Annotated in this window: 20 protein-coding genes; 13 read left to right on the top strand and 7 right to left on the bottom strand. The window is 48.3% G+C overall.

The features are described from left to right. Nucleotides 1–662: 662 nt before the first annotated feature. Nucleotides 663–2,099 (bottom strand): NAD-dependent succinate-semialdehyde dehydrogenase, encoded by a 1,437-nt coding sequence (locus HMPREF2596_RS04615; RefSeq protein ID WP_070849924.1) that lies wholly within the window; start codon nt 2,097–2,099, stop codon nt 663–665. Nucleotides 2,100–2,428: 329 nt separating this feature from the next. Here HMPREF2596_RS04615 and dnaG point away from each other — a divergent pair, with 329 nt between their 5' ends. Together dnaG and rpoD are read left to right on the top strand one after the other, a co-directional pair. After that, nucleotides 2,429–4,201: a DNA primase gene (dnaG, locus tag HMPREF2596_RS04610; RefSeq protein WP_070849922.1), complete on the top strand. Its 1,773-nt coding sequence runs from the start codon at nt 2,429–2,431 to the stop codon at nt 4,199–4,201. 194 nt (nt 4,202–4,395) lie between these two features. Continuing rightward, on the top strand, nt 4,396–6,348 hold the full coding sequence (gene rpoD, locus HMPREF2596_RS04605) for an RNA polymerase sigma factor RpoD (RefSeq protein ID WP_070849920.1): 1,953 nt from the start codon (nt 4,396–4,398) through the stop codon (nt 6,346–6,348). Between the two features lie 117 nt (nt 6,349–6,465). Here rpoD and HMPREF2596_RS04600 read toward each other — a convergent pair whose 3' ends face one another. Further along, nucleotides 6,466–7,818 (bottom strand): polynucleotide adenylyltransferase PcnB, encoded by a 1,353-nt coding sequence (locus HMPREF2596_RS04600; protein WP_070849919.1) that lies wholly within the window; start codon nt 7,816–7,818, stop codon nt 6,466–6,468. 216 nt (nt 7,819–8,034) lie between these two features. Here HMPREF2596_RS04600 and HMPREF2596_RS04595 point away from each other — a divergent pair, with 216 nt between their 5' ends. The 5 genes from HMPREF2596_RS04595 (at nt 8,035) to HMPREF2596_RS04575 (ending at nt 10,660) form a co-directional block, all read left to right on the top strand. Continuing rightward, nucleotides 8,035–8,220 carry a DUF3460 family protein gene (locus HMPREF2596_RS04595; protein ID WP_003746542.1) on the top strand — a complete coding sequence of 62 codons (186 nt, stop codon included), beginning with the start codon at nt 8,035–8,037 and terminating at the stop codon, nt 8,218–8,220. An 11-nt stretch (nt 8,221–8,231) separates the two neighbouring features. Continuing rightward, the gene (locus HMPREF2596_RS04590; RefSeq protein ID WP_070849917.1) at nt 8,232–8,900 is read left to right on the top strand and encodes a class I SAM-dependent methyltransferase; all 669 of its coding nucleotides are present in this window, start codon (nt 8,232–8,234) and stop codon (nt 8,898–8,900) included. Between the two features lie 14 nt (nt 8,901–8,914). After that, entirely contained in the window at nt 8,915–9,670 is a 756-nt protein-coding gene (locus HMPREF2596_RS04585; protein WP_003746539.1) for a tetratricopeptide repeat protein, read from the top strand. Nucleotides 9,671–9,750: 80 nt separating this feature from the next. Continuing rightward, nucleotides 9,751–10,236 (top strand): 5-(carboxyamino)imidazole ribonucleotide mutase, encoded by a 486-nt coding sequence (gene purE / locus HMPREF2596_RS04580; RefSeq protein WP_070849916.1) that lies wholly within the window; start codon nt 9,751–9,753, stop codon nt 10,234–10,236. Between the two features lie 91 nt (nt 10,237–10,327). Then, entirely contained in the window at nt 10,328–10,660 is a 333-nt protein-coding gene (locus HMPREF2596_RS04575; RefSeq protein WP_070849914.1) for a hypothetical protein, read from the top strand. An 82-nt stretch (nt 10,661–10,742) separates the two neighbouring features. Here the strand turns inward: HMPREF2596_RS04575 and HMPREF2596_RS04570 are convergent, their stop codons facing one another. Further along, nucleotides 10,743–12,536 carry a 2-isopropylmalate synthase gene (locus HMPREF2596_RS04570; RefSeq protein ID WP_070849913.1) on the bottom strand — a complete coding sequence of 598 codons (1,794 nt, stop codon included), beginning with the start codon at nt 12,534–12,536 and terminating at the stop codon, nt 10,743–10,745. 226 nt (nt 12,537–12,762) lie between these two features. Between HMPREF2596_RS04570 and HMPREF2596_RS04565 the strand changes: the two genes are divergently transcribed. Next, nucleotides 12,763–13,878: a methyltransferase gene (locus HMPREF2596_RS04565; RefSeq protein ID WP_070849911.1), complete on the top strand. Its 1,116-nt coding sequence runs from the start codon at nt 12,763–12,765 to the stop codon at nt 13,876–13,878. 121 nt (nt 13,879–13,999) lie between these two features. Here HMPREF2596_RS04565 and bfr (HMPREF2596_RS04560) read toward each other — a convergent pair whose 3' ends face one another. Then, nucleotides 14,000–14,473 carry a bacterioferritin gene (gene bfr, locus HMPREF2596_RS04560; protein WP_070849909.1) on the bottom strand — a complete coding sequence of 158 codons (474 nt, stop codon included), beginning with the start codon at nt 14,471–14,473 and terminating at the stop codon, nt 14,000–14,002. Between the two features lie 29 nt (nt 14,474–14,502). After that, nucleotides 14,503–14,967 (bottom strand): bacterioferritin, encoded by a 465-nt coding sequence (gene bfr / locus HMPREF2596_RS04555; RefSeq protein WP_049349527.1) that lies wholly within the window; start codon nt 14,965–14,967, stop codon nt 14,503–14,505. 419 nt (nt 14,968–15,386) lie between these two features. On the opposite strand from bfr (HMPREF2596_RS04555), the gene typA reads away from it, so the two are divergent. Next, nucleotides 15,387–17,198, top strand: coding sequence for a translational GTPase TypA (gene typA, locus HMPREF2596_RS04550; RefSeq protein WP_070849907.1), 1,812 nt, complete (start codon nt 15,387–15,389; stop codon nt 17,196–17,198). A gap of 101 nt (nt 17,199–17,299) precedes the next feature. Here typA and HMPREF2596_RS04545 read toward each other — a convergent pair whose 3' ends face one another. Next, nucleotides 17,300–18,256: a cupin domain-containing protein gene (locus HMPREF2596_RS04545; RefSeq protein WP_070849905.1), complete on the bottom strand. Its 957-nt coding sequence runs from the start codon at nt 18,254–18,256 to the stop codon at nt 17,300–17,302. Nucleotides 18,257–18,386: 130 nt separating this feature from the next. Here HMPREF2596_RS04545 and HMPREF2596_RS04540 point away from each other — a divergent pair, with 130 nt between their 5' ends. Together HMPREF2596_RS04540 and HMPREF2596_RS04535 are read left to right on the top strand one after the other, a co-directional pair. After that, nucleotides 18,387–18,722 carry a carboxymuconolactone decarboxylase family protein gene (locus HMPREF2596_RS04540; protein ID WP_036491029.1) on the top strand — a complete coding sequence of 112 codons (336 nt, stop codon included), beginning with the start codon at nt 18,387–18,389 and terminating at the stop codon, nt 18,720–18,722. A 112-nt stretch (nt 18,723–18,834) separates the two neighbouring features. Next, on the top strand, nt 18,835–19,203 hold the full coding sequence (locus HMPREF2596_RS04535) for a rhodanese-like domain-containing protein (protein WP_070849904.1): 369 nt from the start codon (nt 18,835–18,837) through the stop codon (nt 19,201–19,203). Nucleotides 19,204–19,258: 55 nt separating this feature from the next. On the opposite strand, the gene HMPREF2596_RS04530 is transcribed toward HMPREF2596_RS04535, so the two are convergent. Further along, nucleotides 19,259–19,597: a cupin domain-containing protein gene (locus HMPREF2596_RS04530; RefSeq protein ID WP_004520298.1), complete on the bottom strand. Its 339-nt coding sequence runs from the start codon at nt 19,595–19,597 to the stop codon at nt 19,259–19,261. Between the two features lie 98 nt (nt 19,598–19,695). On the opposite strand from HMPREF2596_RS04530, the gene surE reads away from it, so the two are divergent. Both surE and HMPREF2596_RS04520 read left to right on the top strand, forming a co-directional pair. Continuing rightward, nucleotides 19,696–20,451 (top strand): 5'/3'-nucleotidase SurE, encoded by a 756-nt coding sequence (surE, locus tag HMPREF2596_RS04525; protein ID WP_070849903.1) that lies wholly within the window; start codon nt 19,696–19,698, stop codon nt 20,449–20,451. Nucleotides 20,452–20,544: 93 nt separating this feature from the next. After that, the gene (locus tag HMPREF2596_RS04520) at nt 20,545–21,456 is read left to right on the top strand and encodes a peptidoglycan DD-metalloendopeptidase family protein (protein ID WP_049343617.1); all 912 of its coding nucleotides are present in this window, start codon (nt 20,545–20,547) and stop codon (nt 21,454–21,456) included. Nucleotides 21,457–21,496 lie beyond the last annotated feature (40 nt).

Genomic DNA, 21,496 nt, shown 5'->3' with positions numbered 1-21,496 from the left:
AGGCCGTCTGAAAACCAAATTTCAGACGGCCTAAATAATTAAATGCCCATTTTACAATCATTTTTAAAAGCTAGAATGGAACTCTTTGTCCTTGTTTATCTTTAAGATGCCATTGACCTGCCGGTGTACAACCGCTGCCACTACCGCCGACAGCATAATGATCACAATTCGGATCAAGCCGTTTCCCTTGAGAATATGAGCCATTTGACAAACCGTCCCCATTAAAGGAACTGCATGCGCCGATAAAAGCTACGCAAAACAGGATTAAAAATTTCTTCAACATTCACATCACCTTTTTTATAAAAGTCACACCACAAAATTGCAGCCTAGATAAAGTTCCCACGCTATCGATATGAGCCACACTGTGTGAGCAAAAAAACAATCCTTCCTTGCTCACGGTTGTATTATCCAAAATTTCCGCTGCCATCACTCAAAAAACTACAGCTAGAAACTTGAAATACACATCCAACAAGATTAAAAACATCAAAATAGTTATCAAACTAATTTTATAAACATGTGACAAAATTTTTGCAACTTTGTTTCTTATGGTTTTGCTTTTTATAAAGATCGTTCTCACAATATGAAAATTATCCGATACCTTTTCTGCGTTTAAAAAAGGCCGTCTGAAAACCGAATTTCAGACGGCCTTTACTGTGTAAGCCTTATTCCGCTACATCAATACATAAATATTTCAATTCCAAATATTCGTCCGCACCGTATTTGCTGCCTTCACGTCCCAAACCGCTGCGTTTCACGCCGCCAAACGGTGCCACTTCATTACTGATTAAGCCCGTATTGATGCCGACCATGCCGTATTCCAAGGCTTCGCCGACGCGCCACTGACGGGCGGTGTCGGAGGTGAAAAGGTAAGCTGCCAAACCGTATTCCGTATCGTTGGCGGCCGCGATGACTTCGGCTTCGGTTTCAAAGCGGAACACTGGACACAACGGCCCGAAGGTTTCTTCGCGCGCCACCGCCATTTGCGCCGTTACGCCACTTAAGACAGTCGGCTCGAAAAATGTTCCACCCAATGCGCTGCGTTTGCCGCCGGTCAGACAACTTGCACCTTTAGCTAATGCGTCGGCGATGTGTTGCTCAACTTTTTCCACTGCTTTTTCCTCAATCAGCGGCCCTTGGTTGACGCCCTCATCCAAGCCGTTGCCCAATTTGAGCGCGGCCACTTTTCCACTTAATTTGCGGCAAAATTCGTCGTAAATGCCGGATTGAGCGTAAACGCGGTTGGTGCAGACGCAGGTCTGACCGCTGTTGCGGAACTTGCTGGCGAGCGCACCTTCGACGGCTTTGTCCAAATCGGCATCGTCAAACACGATAAACGGCGCGTTGCCGCCCAGCTCCAAACTGAGTTTTTTAATGTCCGCCGCGCTGTCGGCAAAAATTTTCGCGCCGACTTCGGTCGAACCGGTGAAGCTGATTTTGCGCACGGTCGGGTTCGTGGCAAATTCATGGCTGATTTCCGAAGCGCGGCCGCTGACAACAGGTAGCAAATCCTGCGGCACGCCCGCTTCGTAAGCCAATAGCGCCAGCGCATACGCGCTCAGGGGCGTGAGCGATGCAGGTTTGACGATCATCGCGCAGCCAACCGCCAAAGCAGGCGCAGCCTTACGCGCAATCATCGCAGACGGGAAGTTCCACGGCGTAATCGCAGCGGTAACGCCGACAGGCTGTTTCAACACGACCAGTTTTTGCGACGCCTTCACACTCGTCAGCACATCGCCGTCAATCCGCCGCGCCTCTTCCGCAAACCAGCGCACAAACGAAGCCGCATAATCAATCTCGCCGCGCGCCTCGGTCAGGCTTTTACCCTGCTCCATCGTCATGATGCGCGCCAGTTCTTCTTTGTTTTCTTTAATCAGAAAATACCAGCGCCACAACACATCGGCGCGCTCCAACGCAGTTTTTGCCGCCCACAATTTTTGTTCCGCCTCCGCCTTTTGAATCAAAAGCTTCAGGCCGTCTGAATCAGTCTTACGGACAAACGCCAAAGCCTCACCTGTTGCAGGATTATCAACTTTAATAGCATTTGGAATCGGAAAAAAGGAAATATCGGGATGGTTGAGCAAGCGGGCAAAATTTTTCATGAGAAACTAGCTTTCTAAAATCTGGAATATGTGTTCATTATCATATTCATGCCATGAAAGCGCAACTGAATCGCAAAATAAGACAACAGTAAAGGCCGTCTGAATATCTTACAGACGGCCTTTGCTTTAGCGACATCATATCCATCTTAATTACGAATGAAATACGATGATTAATACTCTACCTCAAAAGGATAGGACACATGTATGACAACAATTTGCTATAATACAAAACTCATTTCAACCCTCATTCGAAATTCCATTTTCAGACGGCCTTTGTCTGTTTATAAGGCCGTCTGAAATGTTTTCCGTCCATCCTCTTCTGCCGAACTATGATTCCATCTGATTTCATTGACGAGCTTTTGTCCAAAGTCGATATTGTCGATATTATTGACGAGCAGGTTCCGCTGAAGAAAGGCGGGGCGAACTATATGGCTTGTTGTCCATTCCACAAGGAAAAGACGCCGTCGTTTTCAGTCAGCCCGACCAAGCAGTTTTACCATTGTTTCAGTTGCGGGGCGCATGGTTCGGCGATTGGTTTTGTGATGGAACATCAGGGGCTGTCGTTTCCGGAGGCGGTGCAGTTTTTGGCTGATCGCGTCGGTATGACGGTGCCTAAAGTACGCGGGCAGGAAGACAATCCCGAAATCCGTGCCGAACGTAAGAAAAAACAGCAGACTTTGGAAGAAACGACGGCGGCGGCAGCGGATTTTTACGCGCAACAGTTGAAATTCAATCCGGCAGCGAAGGCTTATTTAGACAAACGCGGCTTGAGTGCGGAAGTCATCGCGCATTATGGTCTGGGCTATGCGCCCGACAGTTGGCAGCCTTTGGCACAAGTATTTCAGCCCTATCCGAATACTGCGTTGGTGGATACGGGCATGGTCATTGATAATGAAGGCAAACATTACGACCGCTTTCGCCATCGGGTTATGTTTCCTATCCGTAATCCGCGTGGGCAGGTCATCGGCTTTGGAGGTCGCGTATTGGACGACTCCAAACCCAAATACCTCAACTCGCCCGACACTCCTTTGTTCGACAAAGGAAAAAATCTTTACGGGCTATATGAAGGGCGTGCTGCCGTAAAAGAGGCCGGACGGATTTTGGTGGTCGAAGGCTACATGGACGTGGTCGCATTGGCGCAGTTCGGCGTCGGCTACGGCGTAGCGGCTTTGGGTACGGCAACCACAGCGGAACATGTCAAAATCCTGATGCGTCAGGCAGACAGTATTTATTTTTGTTTTGACGGCGACGGCGCGGGACGTAAAGCGGCCTGGCGCGCGCTGGAAAATGCGTTGCCGCAATTAAAAGACGATAAATCGCTGCATTTTCTCTTCCTGCCCGAAGAACACGACCCCGACAGCTACATCCGCACCTACGGTAAGACGCAATTTGAAGATGCTTTGTTAAACCAAAGCAAGCCCCTATCCGAATATTTTTGGGAACATCTTTCAGACGGCCTCAACCTCAATACACAAGAAGGCAAAGCAGAATTGGTCAAAACCAGTTCTCCGCTTTTAGCGCAAATTACCGCGCCGGCATTGGGCTATCTCCTGAAACAAAAACTCAGCGAGTTGGTGGGCATTGATCCTGACAACCTCGCCCAGTTACTCGGACAAGAAGCGCCCAAGCGGTACGTCAAACAAAAAAGTTACAAACTGCCGCCCATTTCTGTCAAGCAGCCAACCATGCTGACGCTGGTGCAAAGACAAATACGCAGCCTCTTGATAAATCCGGCTTGGGCTTCATATATAGACCTGCCCGATTATCTGGCGTTAAGCGGTGACTTTGCCTGCCTTGCCAATCTGGCCGAAACCATCAAGAATCACGCCACGATTCCGGCAACGGCACAAGTGCTTGAATATATGCGCGGTTCGCCTTATGAGGAAACCGTCAATCAAATCTTTTTATCGACCCTTCACTCTGAAGAAATGGAAGGGGATGACGAAGAAGATTGCGAAAGTTTCCAAATCGGCATGAAAAAGTTGTTAAATGAATTAAAATACAGTCAAATCGAAACTTTAAAGCAAAAAAGTATTCAAACTGGTTTGACCGAAAATGAAAAAAGACTATTGCTGTCGCTTTTGACGGCAAAGCAAAACTAACCCCTCAGGCCGTCTGAACAATCTAAACACACGCTGCGAAGCATGACACGCAGAACACTCCATCCGTAATATTTTCAGACGGCCTCAGAGTATTAAAGTGAAATCTGATTTCACAACAAAAAGCTCTGCTCCGCCTTCAGGTACGGCCACATCACCGTAAACCGTCGGCATCCTATCAACCTAGAGAGCAATCCATGTCTAAAAACCAAAACTACGAAGAATACCAAGACCAAGATGACAACCGTCCCTTGAGTATCGAAGAGCAGCGCGCCCGTCTGCGTCAACTCATTATTATGGGTAAAGAACGCGGCTACATCACTTATTCCGAAATTAACGACGCGCTGCCCGACGATATGTCCGACGCCGAGCAAATCGACAACATCGTCAGCATGATTTCCGGCTTGGGTATCCAGGTAACCGAACAGGCTCCCGATGCTGAAGACATCCTCTTGAGCGACAATGCCGCCGCCCTGACCGACGACGATGCCGTTGAAGAAGCCGAAGCGGCACTTTCCAGCGCAGATTCCGAATTCGGCCGTACAACCGACCCTGTGCGCATGTATATGCGTGAAATGGGCCAAGTCGATTTGTTGACACGCGAAGACGAAATCATCATTGCCAAAAAAATCGAAAATGCACTGAAAAACATGGTGCAGGCCATTTCCGCCTGCCCGGGTTCGATTGCCGAGATTTTGGCTTTGATCGAACAAGTCCGCAACGACGAAATTCGTGTGGATGAAGTGGTTGAAGCCATCATCGACCCTAATGAAGTTTTGTTAAACGAATTGGGTCTGGGTCATTTGGAAAATGCCAAACCTGACGATGAAGAAGGCGAAACCGACAGCGAAGTCGAAGAGGACGACGAAGATGACGAAGATGACTCCGGCAGTGATTCCGAAGCCATGTCCGCCGCCCATTTGGCCGAACTGAAACAAAAAGTGTTGGAACATTTCGCCTTTATCGAGAGCGAATACGGCAAAATGATCAAGCAGCTGGAAAAACACGGTAGCCAACATGCCAACTACCTGAAACACCGCGATGCCATTGCCAACAAACTGCTGGAAGTCCGTTTTGCCACACGCCAAATCGAAAATTTGAGCAGCAACCTGCGCAGTCGCGTTGAAAATATCCGCAAACTCGAACGCGAAATCCGCGATATCTGCATCGACCGCGTACGTATGGAACGCGACTACTTCATCGAAAACTTCCTGCCTGCCATTACCGATTTGGAATGGGTTGAAAAAGAAGTAGCCAAAGGCCGAGTATGGGCCAATGCTTTAGATCGTTTCCGCCACGCCATCCTCGAAAAACAAGCCGAGTTGGCCAATATGGAAAGCGAAACCCGCATTTCCATCGAAGAGTTGAAAGAAATCAACAAAAACATGGTGTTGAGCGAAAAAGAAACCTCAGCCGCCAAACAGGAAATGATTCAGGCCAACTTGCGTTTGGTTATTTCCATTGCCAAAAAATACACCAACCGCGGCTTGCAGTTCCTTGATTTGATTCAAGAAGGCAATATCGGCTTGATGAAAGCGGTGGACAAATTCGAATACCGTCGCGGCTATAAGTTCTCGACTTACGCCACATGGTGGATCCGTCAAGCGATTACCCGTTCCATCGCCGACCAAGCGCGTACCATCCGCATTCCGGTTCACATGATTGAAACCATCAACAAAATGAACCGTATCTCGCGCCAATACCTGCAAGAAACCGGTGAAGAACCTGATTCCGCCAAACTGGCCGAGTTGATGGAAATGCCGGAGGACAAAATCCGCAAAATCATGAAAATCGCCAAAGAGCCAATTTCCATGGAAACACCGATTGGCGACGACGACGATTCGCACTTGGGCGACTTCATCGAGGATGCCAACAACGTTGCGCCGGCAGAAGCTGCGATGTACACCAGCCTGCACGAAGTAACCAAAGAAATCCTCGAAAGCCTGACCCCGCGCGAAGCCAAAGTGTTGCGTATGCGTTTCGGTATCGATATGAATACCGACCACACGCTCGAAGAAGTCGGCAAACAATTTGACGTAACCCGCGAACGTATCCGTCAAATCGAGGCTAAAGCCCTGCGTAAGCTGCGCCATCCTACCCGCAGCGACCGCCTCCGCAGCTTCCTCGACAGCGAAGAAAACAAATCATAAAAGCAAACCGCAGGTTGAAAGACCTGCGGTTTTTATTGGAATGTAAAAAGACCGTCTGAAAGCCAAATCTCAAAAGATTTAATCGTTTCAGACGGCCTTACATTTATTTTAAAAAATTTATTCGGCCTCAGTAGTTTTCTTTTTCGGACGGCGGCGGCGACGTTTGGGCTTGCCATCAGTTGAGCCACTTTGTTTCTGACGTTTGTGATCATTGGCCGTAGTCATTTGCTGACGGGTTTCCTCATCGGCATGTTGGAAAGTCGTCCACCAAGAAGCCATCTCTTTATCAACCTCGCCAACTTCACTACGCAAAATCAGGAAATCATAAGCAGCACGGAAACGGGCTTGCGCCAACAGACGATACGGGCGCGCGCCGCGCATATTGTCGAATTGTGGCTGAAATTGCCAGATTTCACGCATGGTTGCAGAGAATCTTTGCGGTACGCCCCAACCTTTCTCCACCGTATCGCGCATGGTGTTCATCGCATCCATCAACGCAGGGACAGGTTTTTGACCATGGCTTTGATTGCGTTGCCACATAGCGTTTAGTGTCGGCCATAATACCGCCGCCAATACAAAACCGACAGAAACGGACTTATCCGCACGAAGACGCTCATCAGTATTTTTCAAAGCCAACATAATCATACGTTTGTCGGCTGCTTCGGCAGTTTTCAAGGCATCTAAAAGCGGATGAATGCCTTCAGGAATACCCAACTCGTTCAACCGTTTCAAACAGGCACGGGAATGGCCGGAAAACAGGATTTTCATAATTTCGTCAAAAAGACGGGCCACCGGCTCATTTTTCAGACGGCCTGCGTATTCGGCAATCGGCAAAGCCGTTTGCTCTTCCACTTCAAAGCCCAACTTGCCCGACAAACGGACGGCGCGAAGAATACGGACGGGATCTTCCTGATAGCGTTCGGCAGGATTACCTATCATCACCAATTTCTTATCGGCAACATCAGCCACGCCTTGATGGAAATCCCAAATTTCCTCTTTAATCGGGTCGTAATACAGCGCATTGCAAGTAAAGTCGCGGCGCATGGCATCTTCTTCAATGCTGCCGTAAGTATTGTCCTTCATAATGCGGCCTTGCGCATTCTGCTGAACCTTATCGCCCCCCCGGAACGTCGTCACTTCGATGGTTTCGGGGCCAATCATCACATGAACGATTTGAAAGCGGCGGCCGATAATGCGGCTGCGGCGGAATATTTTACGGATTTGCTCCGGTGTGGCATCGGTTGCAATATCAAAATCTTTGGGTTCAACCCCGAGCAACAAATCCCGAACGGCTCCCCCTACAACATAAGCCTGAAAACCGGCTTCATGCAGGCGTTTGGCAATTTTCTCAGCGGCAAAGCTCAACATATCCGCATGGATACCGTGTTGCTCAAGTGGGATAATTTCCTTTTCGGGCAACGACTTGACGTGTTTTTTAGGCAACACTTTATGCAGCCATTTTTTTAACATAAGCAGCTCTTTTCACAATAAAAAAGGCCGTCTGAAACTTGTCCGGCTTAAGCCTTTGCACAATATCCTGCCGTAGAAAGAACAAAACATTGAGCAAAGGCTTCAGACGGCCTAAAAAAGACGTGCCATTATACCTTATGGAAGTTCGATTAATTAGCGTATTGACAAAAAATATCGGCTATAATGACGGTCTGACAACGATTCAGGCAAAACATCATGTACCACTACAAATCCGAAGCTACCCAATTCCTCGACAAACTCATGGCCGACCATCCCGAATTAGAAGCGCAACGCCTCGAAAACCGCCATTTACTGTGGGATGTAACCCTTAATCCGGCCGAACAGGCTGAATTTGAAGCGGCCAAAGTCAACAAAAAACCTTACACCTACTATCAAGACTAACTCGTATCGGTATGACGACCAACACCCACAATACCGATCCGGCGTTACAGCAGTACCTCAACAGTATCGGTCAGCACGAACATCCCGTTTTGACCGCATTGCGTGAGCGTACCCAATCACATCGTCTGGGAAAGATGGCCATCGCCCAAGAGCAGGCAGCCATGTTGGTGTGGTTGGCCAAGTTATTGAATGCTAAAAAATATTTGGAAGTTGGTGTCTTTACCGGTTACAGCAGCACCGCCATGGCACTCGCCCTCCCCGAAGACGGGAAAATCACGGCTTGCGACATCAATGTAACCTTTACCGATATTGCCCGCGAAACATGGCAGGCAGCAGGCGTAGCGCATAAAATCTCGCTTCATCTGCAGCCGGCTTTGCTGACTTTGGACGATTTGATTGCGCAAGGCGAATCGGAAAGCTATGACTTGGCGCTTATCGATGCCGACAAACCGCCTACGCCGAAATATTTTGAACGCTGTTTACAACTGGTACGGAGTGGCGGCGTGATTGCCATCGACAATATCTTGTTGGGTGGGCGCGTCATGAATGAAGCTGCCGAAAACGATCCGCCCAGCTTGGATATCCTGCGCCATTTCAACCAAAACCTGCCGCACGATACACGCATTATTCCCATTACCCTGCCTATCGGCGACGGTTTGACACTGCTGCTAAAAAAATAAAACGACACAATCTGATGAAAACATTATCACGTTCCCTGTTTCTTTTACCGCTTACTCTATTGGCCGCATCATGCGCCGTTTCCCATCCCCATCAACCTGCCGACAATGCCAACTTTGTCCTGCCGGATATTCCGCGCGAGCCTTTGCCTGAAAAAAATATTCCTTATCCGCGCTTGGACGAACAAACCCAGATTGACCACTTGGGCATACAAATCGCCCGACTGGAACGCACCGTTGAAGAATTAAATCAACGCCTGCACACATTGGAACAACAGCGAACCATCAAACGTCCAACCCCTTTGGCTCCCAAACCCAAAGCCCAGCGTTTGGACGACCGCAAGCTGAAAATGAACTATTTGGCCAATGGCGGCGGCGTGCCGTCTGAAACAGACTCAGCCGCACAAAATGAATTGCGCCTTTATAACCAAGCGCAAAAATACTATCAGCGCAACAACTTCTCCGCCGCAGTAGCCATTTTGAAAGAAGCCGACGGCGGCAACGGCAGCGAAATTGCCCGCCGCAATATGTATCTACTTCTGCAAAGCCAACAGCGTCTGGGCAACTGCGAATCCGTTATCGAAATCGGCAACCGCTATGCGAATCGATTCCGCAACAGCCCGCAAGCCCCTGACGCCATGTACAGCATCGGCCAGTGCCAATACAAACTGCAACAAAAAGACATTGCCCGCAGCACATGGCGCAAACTGATGCAAAGCTTCCCCAACAGCGAAGCGGCAAAACGCGCTGCAATCAGCCTAAAACAAAGATAAACGTTCAGACGGCCTTGTCATCCCCAAGGCCGTCTGAATATTTTTTTACCCTTAATCCATTCAAACAAAAGGAACTCTTCATGATCCAAGTCGGCATTATTATGGGCAGCAACAGCGATTGGCCGGTGATGCAGCAGGCAGCACAATTTCTCAAAGAATTCGGCGTTGAATACGAAGCGCGTGTCGTCTCGGCACACCGTACGCCTGATTTGATGTTTGAATACGCCGAAACCGCACGCGCACGCGGCATCAAAGCCATTATTGCCGGTGCAGGCGGCGCAGCGCACCTGCCGGGCATGGTCGCAGCTAAAACCACCGTCCCCGTCTTAGGCGTTCCCGTTCCCAGCAAATATCTGCGCGGCGAAGACTCCCTGCTTTCGATTGTACAAATGCCCAAAGGTATTCCTGTTGCCACATTTGCCATTGGCGAAGCAGGCGCGGCCAATGCAGCGCTGTTTGCCATTTCACTTTTGGCCAACGAAAATCCTGAATTGGCTGAAAAATTGGCGGCTTTCCGTGCCAAACAAGAACAAACCGTTTTAGCCATGGAATTGCCCGAAGCATAACGGACTAAGGCCGTCTGAAAGTTGTAAAAGGAAAAATTAGATTTCATTTTACGCTTTTTCAGACGGCCTTGTTTCAAATTAAATCAACATCATGAAATCCCTGGCATTCATCCTACTCTCCACCCTGCTTTGTGCCTGCCAAAGCCCAAGTATTCCTGCTCAATCAACCGCTATTCCATCTCAACAACAAGCTCAAGATAATACCGGCAACCTGATTATCTTCTATGATGCCCAAACCGGTTCTGCGCCATTGCTAAAAGCAGTCAAAGCCTCCGGCGCAAGTTTGATTTATGAATACAAAAACCTGAACGGCATTGCTATTCGTCCGTCTTCCAAGACCAAGATTGAAGATGCCATTGCCTATTTTAAAAAGGTAAACGGCGTATTGTCCGTCGAACAAGATAGGCTGCTGAAACTTCAATAACCGAGCTGGTTCTTCGGACTAATAAAAAAGCCGTCTGAAACGTATTACAACGTTTTCAGACGGCTTTTACTTGTTCAAAGCATTAAATCATGCCTCTGCCTTGCGCTTTTGGCTTGGCTTGGCCGAATTCCAATTTACTCAGCGCAGACAAATAGGCTTTGGCAGTTGCCACCAACACGTCGGTATCTGCACCTTGGCCGTTGACCACACGGTCGCCGCGTTGCAGGCGGACGGAAGTTTCACCTTGGCTTTCCGTGCCTTGAGTTACCGCATTGACAGAGTAAATCTGCAAGGTTGCGCCACTTTGCGCCACGCTTTCAATGGCTTTGAAAATGGCATCAACAGGGCCTGAGCCGCTAGCGGAAGCGTGTTTTTCTTCGCCGCGAATACTGAACACAATATCAGCGCGCGGTTCTTCGCCGGTTTCAGTGCTGATTTTTTGGGAAATAAATTTGTAGCTTTCGGTATTCATATTGCCCATTTCGTCAGACACCAAAGCGTGCAGATCTTCATCAAAGATTTCGCGTTTCTTATCCGCCAGCTCTTTGAAGCGTGCAAATGCCGAGTTCAACGCCTCTTCGCTTTCCAATTCAATACCCAAATCCGCCAGTTTGCTGCGGAATGCGCTGCGACCGGAGAGTTTGCCCAAAGTCAAGCGATTGGTTGACCAGCCGACTGATTCGGCCGTCATGATTTCATAGGTTTCAGGGTGTTTCAACACGCCGTCTTGGTGGATGCCTGATTCGTGTGCAAAGGCGTTTGCGCCGACTACTGCTTTGTTTGGCTGAATCGGATAGCCGGTAATGGTGGATACCAGTTTGGATACCGGTACGATTTGCGTGGTATCGATGCCGGTTTCCAAGCCGAAAAGGTCGTGGCGCACTTTCAACGCCATCACAATTTCTTCAAGGCTGGCATTGCCTGCGCGTTCGCCCAAACCGTTGATGGTACATTCCACCTGGCGCACGCCTGCCTGAACAGCGGCCAGCGAGTTGGCAACCGCCATACCCAAGTCGTTGTGGCAGTGGGTCGACCAGACTACTTTGTCGCCGTTGGGCACGCTTTTGATGATGTTGCTGATACGCTCGTACCATACGGAAGGGATGGAGTAGCCGACGGTATCGGGAATATTGATGGTGGTTGCGCCCGCTTCGATAACCGCCGTAAAGATTTTGGCGAGGAAGTCCAAATCCGAACGCACGGCGTCTTCGGCGGAAAATTCCACATCGTCAGTGTATTCTTTGGCGATTTTCACCGCTTTGACCGCCGCATCGATGACCTGCTGCGGCTTCATTTTCAGTTTGTGCTCCATATGGATGGGGCTGGTGGCGATAAAAGTGTGGATACGTTTTTTCGGCGCGGGGGAAACGGCTTCGCCCGCTTTGCGCACATCGTTTTCAACGGCACGCGCCAACGAGCAGACTGTGGATTTGGTGATGATTTTTGCAATCGCATTAACCGACTCGAAATCGCCCGGACTGGCTGCGGCAAAACCTGCTTCAATCACATCGACACCCATCTTTTCCAACTGGCGGGCAATACGGATTTTCTCCTCTTTGGTCATGGATGCACCGGGCGACTGCTCGCCGTCGCGCATGGTGGTATCGAAAATGATAACGCGGTTGGTTTGTGTCATTTCTGTTCTCTCCAGAGATTCGTTTTTTTGTAAAAAAGCATTCAAATCAAGCGATCTGCCTTGCGCTTCCGCCAAAGCGGTCAGTTTTTGCAACTGAGCCAAAGGCAGGGAACCGCGTGTACGCCATTTATAGATAGCCGCCGTCGTTGCAGCATTTTCCGGGTCATGCTGTTTCATGGCTTCGGCCAGCGCGTTTACGCCGCCAAAATAGGCAACCAAACGGTCAATGTCTAATTGCATGATGTTCCTTGTCCAAATCTGATTAAGATTATTGTGTTTAGGTTTTGCATTATACTCATTTTAGACAAAACGACAATCTATTTTTATCAAAATATTAGTGTAAATTTTAAAAATTAAGAAATTTTTATACATTTTGTCTAATTTGAACTATTAAAAGCCCCTCTCAAACCGAACACATCCTAAATATAGTAAACTAATCCCCTATTTCCCCGATTTAAAACACACTATGCCCCACACTATCCCTACCGACCGTTCCGACATCGAATGGCGCAACGAAAGCACACAAAAGCCGCCCAAGCAGGCGGTTTACATACAAGAAGCAGGCGCAGCAGAAATCTTAAAAAATGCCCACGCACAAACTGCAACCGTTTGGACTGGCGATTTTCACAATGCCAAGCAAGTCTTATCTGCAATGAAAAAACGTATCCGCAGGCCGTCTGAAAAAAAGAAAGGCGCACCTGCCGATATTCAGACGGCCTTTCATGCCCACCGTATGAAACAAGCGCAACAAAGCCGTTTGCTCAATATGCTTGCCATCGAAATCCAACCGAATTTTCAACTGGACAATGCGCGTGCACCCGATATCTACGCCGCCTTGTGCGATGTTTACGACACACCAAACGACAAACCGTTTCTCTTACCGCTGAATCAACTGCTGGGTTTTATCGGTGCGCACGAATGGCACAAAAAAGGCATAGATATTCCTCAGCTTAACGGAAAAATCCATGTTCCTTTCGGCGTATTCTCTCCATTGCGTGGCGAGTATTTGGATTTAATCGCACAAGCGCCACTCGCTCCCAATATTCAGACGGCCTTTGACATCGGCACCGGCTCAGGCGTTATTGCCGCCATTTTGGCCAAACTAGGCATACCCAACATCATTGCCACAGACACCAACCCCAAAGCAATTGCCTGCGCCACAGCAAACCTTGAACGTCTAGGCTTAGATAAAGCTGTCAACATCCAATCGATTGATTTATTTCCCGAAACTTGTGCCGACCTTATCGTCTGCAATCCGCCTTGGCTGCCGGCAAAACCGACCTCCGCCATTGAAATTGCACTTTACGACCCAAACAATGCCATGTTGACAGCCTTCCTCAACGGCGTACGTCACCACTTAGATCCAAACGGCGAAGCCTGGCTGATTATTTCCGACTTGGCAGAACACTTGCATTTACGCGATAAAGACTTCTTAAACCAATGCTTTCAGACGGCCTCACTCGATGTCGTCGATATTCTGAAAACCAAGCCGCAACATAAAAAAGCAATTGATGAATCCGATCCTTTGGCATTTGCCAGAAACAAGGAAACTACCTATCTGTACCGTTTGAAAACAAAATAAAATCAAGGCCGTCTGAACATTCAGACGGCCTTTAAGTATTTTTATAAAAGAAAACGGCATATCCGTAAAGATATGCCGTCGATGGGAGCAGAGACTGCTATATTTGGCAGTGGTTTGTGTTTTAGTCCTCTTGCGCCCCTGTTTGCAGGTAGTTTGGCAGACCAACTTTGCCAATCAATTCCTGCTGGGTTTCAAGCCAGTCGATGTGTTCTTCGTTGATGTCTTTTTGTTTTTCTAACAAATCACGGCTGACGTAGTCTTGTTGCTCTTCTGCAAGAGCGATGGCTGCAACCAGAGCATCATGTTTTTCATACTCTTTTTTCAGATCGCAAGCAATGATTTCTTCGGTAGATTCACCGATCAACAATTTACCCAATTCTTGCAGATTAGGCAGGCCTTCCAAGAACAAAATACGCTCGATCAAATCGTCTGCAGATTTCATTTCGCGGATGGACTGTTTGTAGAAATGTTCGCCTAATTCTTCAAAGCCCCAGTTTTTCAAAATGCGGGCATGCAGGAAGTATTGGTTAATGGTAATCAGCAACAAACCTAAGTTTTTATTCAGTTCGCGAATAACTAAGCGATCGCCTTTCATATTCAGCTCCTTGTATGTTATACGCTAGATTACAGTTGGCTTTGGTAGTAGTTGCCTTCGCCAACCAACTCGATCAGACGCAATTGTTGTTCCAACCAGTGAGCGTGATCTTCTTCAGTGTCTTTCAACTGAGCAATCATCAGGTCGCGGGTAACGTAGTCTTGAGCTTCTTCACACAGTTTGATGCCTTTTTTCAACGCATCGCGTACTTCGTATTCAGTGTTCAAGTCTGCTTTCAGGCAAGAAATAACGTCGGTACCTACGTTTACTGGAGCAGGAGTCATTTTAGGAGTACCGCCCAACATCAGGATACGACGGATGAAATCTTCGGCGTGAGTAGTTTCTTCTTCCATCTCGTGGTTCAAACGTTCGAACAATTTGTTGTAACCCCATTCAGAGTACAGACGAGAGTGGATAAAGTATTGGTCGCGAGCAGCCAGCTCACCGGACAACAATTCATTCATGTAATCAATAACTGCTTGGTTGCCTTGCATAATTCTTTCTCTTTCTTTTAAAAGTTGACGATCACGAAATGAAGATTCGTGTGTTGTTACGGAATGAGCGAATTGTATGCACAAGTAGCGGTTTTGACAAATTTTTTATTTAAAATACAAACAATTATCAAAAAATTTAACCCACCCTAAAGGCCGTCTGAAAAATTAACCCCCTGTTTTTAATAATATTTTTTTGACATTAGTATTAAGAATCCATTGCATTATTCAAAAACATTTACATTCGTTAACCATAAATAAAAGCAAATAATCCGGCAAAATCAATCAAATTTAATTATGAATTATTCTCAACTGCTTTTGCCTCATTTTTTTGAATCACCCATTCCGTCATCACTTGCGAATCGTGCTATAATTGCCAGTTATCTTTTTTTTAAGCAACCAGCTAAACCTTATAAATTATCATGAAACAAATCCGCAATATTGCCATCATCGCCCACGTCGACCATGGCAAAACCACATTAGTTGACCAATTGCTGCGCCAGTCCGGTACATTCCGTTCCAACCAGCAAGTCGAAGAACGTGTCATGGACAGCAACGATCTTGAAAAAGAACGCGGCATTACCATTCTCGCTAAAAATACCGCCATCGAATACGAAGGCTACCACATCAACATCGTAGATACCCCGGGACACGCCGATTTTGGTGGCGAAGTGGAACGTGTATTGGGCATGGTCGACTGTGTCGTACTGTTGGTTGACGCACAAGAAGGCCCTATGCCGCAAACCCGTTTCGTGACCAAAAAAGCCTTGGCTTTGGGTCTGAAACCGATTGTCGTCATCAACAAAATTGACAAACCGTCCGCCCGTCCTAGCTGGGTTATCGACCAAACATTCGAATTGTTCGACAGCTTAGGTGCAACAGACGAACAATTGGACTTCCCTATCGTTTATGCTTCCGGCCTCTCCGGCTTTGCCAAATTGGAAGAAACCGACGAGAGCAACGATATGCGTCCTCTGTTTGAGACCATCTTAAAACACACGCCTGCACCAAGCGGCAGCGCGGACGAAACGCTGCAATTGCAAATTTCCCAACTGGACTACGACAACTACACCGGCCGCCTCGGTATCGGCCGCATCCTGAACGGCCGCATCAAACCCGGCCAAGTCGTTGCCGTCATGAATCATGAAGAACAAGTCGCCCAAGGCCGCATCAATCAGCTGTTAGGCTTCCAAGGCTTGGAACGCGTACCTTTGGAAGAAGCTGAAGCCGGCGACATCGTGATTATTTCCGGTATCGAAGACATCGGTATCGGCGTAACCATTACCGACAAAGACAATCCCAAAGGCTTGCCGATGTTGAGCGTGGACGAGCCGACACTGACCATGGACTTTATGGTCAACACTTCCCCTCTGGCCGGTACTGAAGGCAAATTCGTAACTTCCCGCCAAATTCGCGACCGCCTGCAAAAAGAATTGCTGACCAACGTTGCCCTGCGTGTTGAAGACACTGCCGATGCCGATGTCTTCCGCGTTTCCGGCCGCGGCGAATTGCACTTGACCATTTTGTTGGAAAACATGCGTCGCGAAGGCTTTGAATTGGCAGTCGGTAAGCCGCGCGTGGTATTCCGTGAAATCAATGGTCAAAAATGCGAGCCTTACGAAAACCTGACCGTGGACGTACCGGATGAAAACCAAGGCGCGGTCATGGAAGAACTCGGCCGCCGCCGTGGCGAATTGACCAATATGGAAAGCGACGGTAACGGTCGTACACGTTTGGAATACCATATTCCTGCACGCGGCCTGATCGGTTTCCAAGGTGAATTTATGACCTTGACCCGCGGTACCGGCTTGATGAGCCACGTTTTTGATGACTATGCTCCGGTTAAACCTGATATGCCCGGCCGACACAACGGCGTACTGGTTTCTCAAGAGCAAGGTGAAGCCGTTGCTTACGCCCTGTGGAACTTGGAAGACCGCGGCCGTATGTTCATTTCTCCAAACGACAAAGTCTACGAAGGTATGATTATCGGTATTCACAGCCGTGATAACGACTTGGTGGTAAACCCTCTGAAAGGCAAAAAACTGACCAACATCCGTGCCAGCGGTACAGATGAAGCCGTCCGCCTGACCACGCCTATCAAATTGACTTTGGAAGGCGCAGTTGAGTTTATCGACGATGACGAACTGGTTGAAATCACGCCACAATCCATCCGTCTGCGCAAACGCTACCTGAGCGAGTTGGAACGTCGCCGCCATTTCAAAAAACTGGACTAATCCTGTTTGATTGACATGCTTTAAAATCAAGGCCGTCTGAAAAGTGTTTTGGAAATCCTAGATTTCACTTTTACACTTTCAGACGGTCTTTTATCATCTGTTTAAATAAAGTAAATCGACATTTCTTCCGCCTGCACCGCCGCTTCATCAGGTCGGTCATTTTTACGATATTGCCCCGGCGATATCCCATATTGCTTTTTAAATGCCTTACCAAAATGCGTTTCCGATTGAAAACCGACCGAGAGCGCAACCGATAAAACTGAATCCGCCGTCTGTTTCAACAATAACGCCCCCTGCTGCAAGCGGATGCTGTTAACAAAGGCATGCGGGCTTGTTCCCGTCTGCTGCTTGAATACCCGCATCAACTGGGCACGGGACAAATTGGCCATCGCAGTCATTTTCTCAATATTCCATTCTTCTTCCGGCTTTTCGACGACTGCCTGAAGCAAATTCCGCAAACGTTTATCCTGCCAACCATTCAGCAAACCGCTTAATTGCGCTTTCTCATTTTTCTCCAAACAGGCACGAAGCAGAAAGACCAGCAACACCGAAGCCAATGCGTTCACAACCGCTACTGAGCCGGATAAAGCCTGACTGCTCTCATATTGCAATAATGTCACCAAATACTGCAAAGATGGATGGTTGATGTTCAATAAAACGATATCGGGCAGTCCCGTCATCATATCCGCCTGCGCTTCATATTCAAACCGTGCGCAAAAAAGATGCAAAGCCGCCTCTCCACCGGCATGACTTTGCTTGACTTTAAATGCACCATTCTCAGCCGTCAGCACGCGAACACCAAAATTTTCACAACTGCTGTCGCTGCTCAAAGTATGGCCAACGCTGCGCGGGAAGAAAATAATATCCCCCGCACTCAGCAGCCTGGCCTCTTTCTCTCCATCAATTCGGATATAGCCCGAACCGGCGGTTACGATATGCACCAAACCATGCGCACGTTTGGGCTCATGCCGCACATACCACTCCCCTTGAAACAGGCACTGAACATCCACACTGCCCTTTATCTGCGCCAATTCGACCAGTCTATCTAAAATATCCATAGTGTTTTTTACCAATAAATGAGATGTTTTGACGATTTAATTCGTCTGATTATTGCAATAATACACACACCAAACACAAACGGATAGGATTTTTTGATTCTTATCCGAATACATCAAGAAAGGAAATATCATGTTTAAAGATTGGCCTGAACACACAGCCTTGGTAAAAAAATCATTCGGCGAATTGGGCAAAAGCCATCCTAAAATGCTGCAAGCCTACGGCGCGCTGGAACAAGCAGCCGCTGCCGAAGCACTGGATGCCAAAACACGCGAACTGATCGCCATTGCCGTTGCCATTACCACACGTTGCGAAAGCTGCATCAGCGTGCACGCAGCCGCCGCTGCCAAAGCAGGGGCAACCGACAGTGAAATCGCCGGCGCATTGGCCACCGCTATTTCTCTAAACGCAGGTGCTGCTTATACCTACGCTTTGCGCGCCTTAGAAGCAGTAGAAACCCAACGCTAATCAGCTTGTAAAATCAGGCCGTCTGAAAGACAACTTCCCTTTCAGACGGCCTGATGAAATGCTAAACTGATATAGTTATTATATTATTTTCTATCTAACAGGAGATTGAATCATGAAGAAACTGCTGACCGCCGTACTTTTTGCCGCCGCCATCGCCACTCCTTTGGCCGCTTCCGCTGCCTCTATGCCTAAAGTTGAAAAAAGCGCGGTACAGCCTGCAAAAGCAAAAGGCGTTTGGATTGATGTCCGCTCTGCCGAAGAATTCAAAGAAGGCCATTTGCAAGGTGCGCTCAATATTCCGCACGACCAAATCGTTGAACGCATCAAATCCGTCAGCTCGGATAAAAACGCACCGGTCAACCTCTACTGCCGCAGCGGCCGCCGAGCAGAAGCTGCGCTGACCGAGCTGAAAAAAGCCGGCTACACCAACGTAACCAACCATGGCGGTTATGAAGACTTGGTGAAAAAAGGTTTGAAATAAATCTAGCTGATTTTAAAAAGGCCGTCTGAAACTTTTCAGACGGCCTTTATTGCCATTACAGACAGCAACTTCCAAATCTCAAACGTTTGCTGAGACCGGTTTCATGAATCAATTGTTTGATAACCAAAATATTAGTGTTATCGGCCAAGGCGCGAATGCTGTGTGCTTCCATCGGTTCAAGACGAATAACTTGCAAGCCTTCGGTTTGCAAAACTTCGTCCACTGTTTTGATTTCGGCTTTGCCGTTTAAAACCAAAAGCAAAATAATCGCATCCGCCTCATATGCCGGAATTTCATTATTCTTCTGCAGTGAAAGCTGAACAATCTCCTGATTGCCGTCTGAAGCAATCACGCCACCCAATAAAGCTTTGGGGTCCAATTCATAATGTTTCATTATTATCCTTTCCGCCCAAACGTTGCCGATTCATGGACAATCGCTCAAGCAAACCAGTACAATACCGCCCATCTTACCGATAGACACAATATTGTCACATGAACATATTAATCTCAAACGACGATGGTTATCTTGCGCCCGGTTTGGCAGTTTTGGCAAGAGTATGTGCAGAATTTGCCAATGTCAGAGTGGTTGCGCCCGAACGCGATCGCAGCGGCGTCAGCAATTCCCTGACTTTAGACCGTCCTTTACAACTGAAACAGGCGGAAAACGGGTTTTACTATGTGAATGGCACCCCCACCGACTGCATTCATGTCGGCCAGCATGCCCTTGCCGATTTTAAACCCGACTTAGTCTTATCCGGCATTAACAACGGGGCAAACATGGGGGATGATACGCTTTATTCCGGTACGGTTGCCGCCGCAACGGAAGCTTATCTGATGGGCATTCCCGCCATTGCCTTTTCGCTTGCCGATTCCAGCGGCCGTTATTGGGAAACCGCGGAAAAAGCCGCTTGGATACTGCTTTCCTACTTTCTCAAACGTCCTATTTCCGAACCCATCTTATGGAACATCAATATCCCTGCCGTCGCACCTGAGGATATCCAAGGCATAAAAATTACACGGCTTGGCCGTCGTCATCATGAACAAAGCATTGTTCCCATGTATAATCCACGTGGCGAACAAATTTATTGGATTGGGCCGGTCGGCGATGTTTCCGACAGCGAAGAAGGTACCGACTTTGGCGAATGCGCGGCCGGCTTCATCACGATTACCCCCCTGCAAGTCGATTTGACTGCCTACGGACAAATGGAGCAAACCGCCTCCTTTTGGTCAGAAATCCCTGCGCCTTAACAGTCCCTAACAGCCGAACACTTGAGAAACAAGCATATTTTTATTATGATATGCCCCGACGAGAACAATTACCCGAATACGAAAGTCATTAACATGTTGAAAAAAAGTGTATCTTATGCCGGATCGGCAGCTTTGGTTTTATTACTTGCAGCCTGTGCCAGCCAACAACCGGCTCCTGTAGTCGTCGGCACACAAAGCGGTGGTTCAACAACAAGCTCTACTGCTGACAATCCTTACGGTGCCGCGCCTTACAATACCAACACCAGCCCTGCGGCAGATGCGCCATACACTCCGCCGGCAAGTACACCTGCGCCAACGTACAACAGCGGCAGCACTGGCACTTACACGCCTTCTTATGCGCCTGTCGATATTAATGCAGCGACACATACCGTCGTTCGCGGTGATACCGTTTACAACATCTCCAAACGCTACAACATTACCCAAGACAATCTGCGTGCATGGAATAACTTGGCCGACAACACCATCAGCGTTGGCCAAACCCTGCGCGTAAAACCTGAAGGCTACGTTGCACCGGCAGCTTCTGCAAGCAAACCTTCTACTCCGACAACCACAACCACCGCTCCGACTCCAAGCACACCTGCCAATACACCGACAGTATCTACCGGCAGCAGCCGCAACGTCAGCGGCATCACATGGCAGCGTCCGACTACCGGTAACGTTATCGCCAACTTCGGCGGCAGCAACAAAGGCGTGGATATTGCCGGTACGCAAGGCCAGCCTGTCGTTGCAGCGGCAGATGGTAAAGTCGTTTACGCAGGCTCAGGTTTACGCGGTTACGGCAACTTGGTCATCATCCAACACAACTCCTCATTCTTGAGCGCATACGGCCACAACCAACGCTTGCTGGTTAATGAAAACCAAACCGTGAAACGCGGCCAAACCATTGCCCACATGGGTAATACCGATGCATCCCGCACCCAGTTGCACTTTGAAATCCGTCAAAACGGCAAACCGGTCAATCCGGCAAATTATGTTGCCTTCTAAGCTGATTCAAGCAACCTAATTTCAATTCAATCCCTGCCTA

This window comes from Neisseria sp. HMSC078C12 (genome assembly GCF_001838065.1).
Taxonomy (GTDB): domain Bacteria; phylum Pseudomonadota; class Gammaproteobacteria; order Burkholderiales; family Neisseriaceae; genus Neisseria.
The sequence above is the reverse complement of the archived record's forward strand: the minus strand, read 5'-3'. Positions and strand labels throughout refer to the sequence as shown.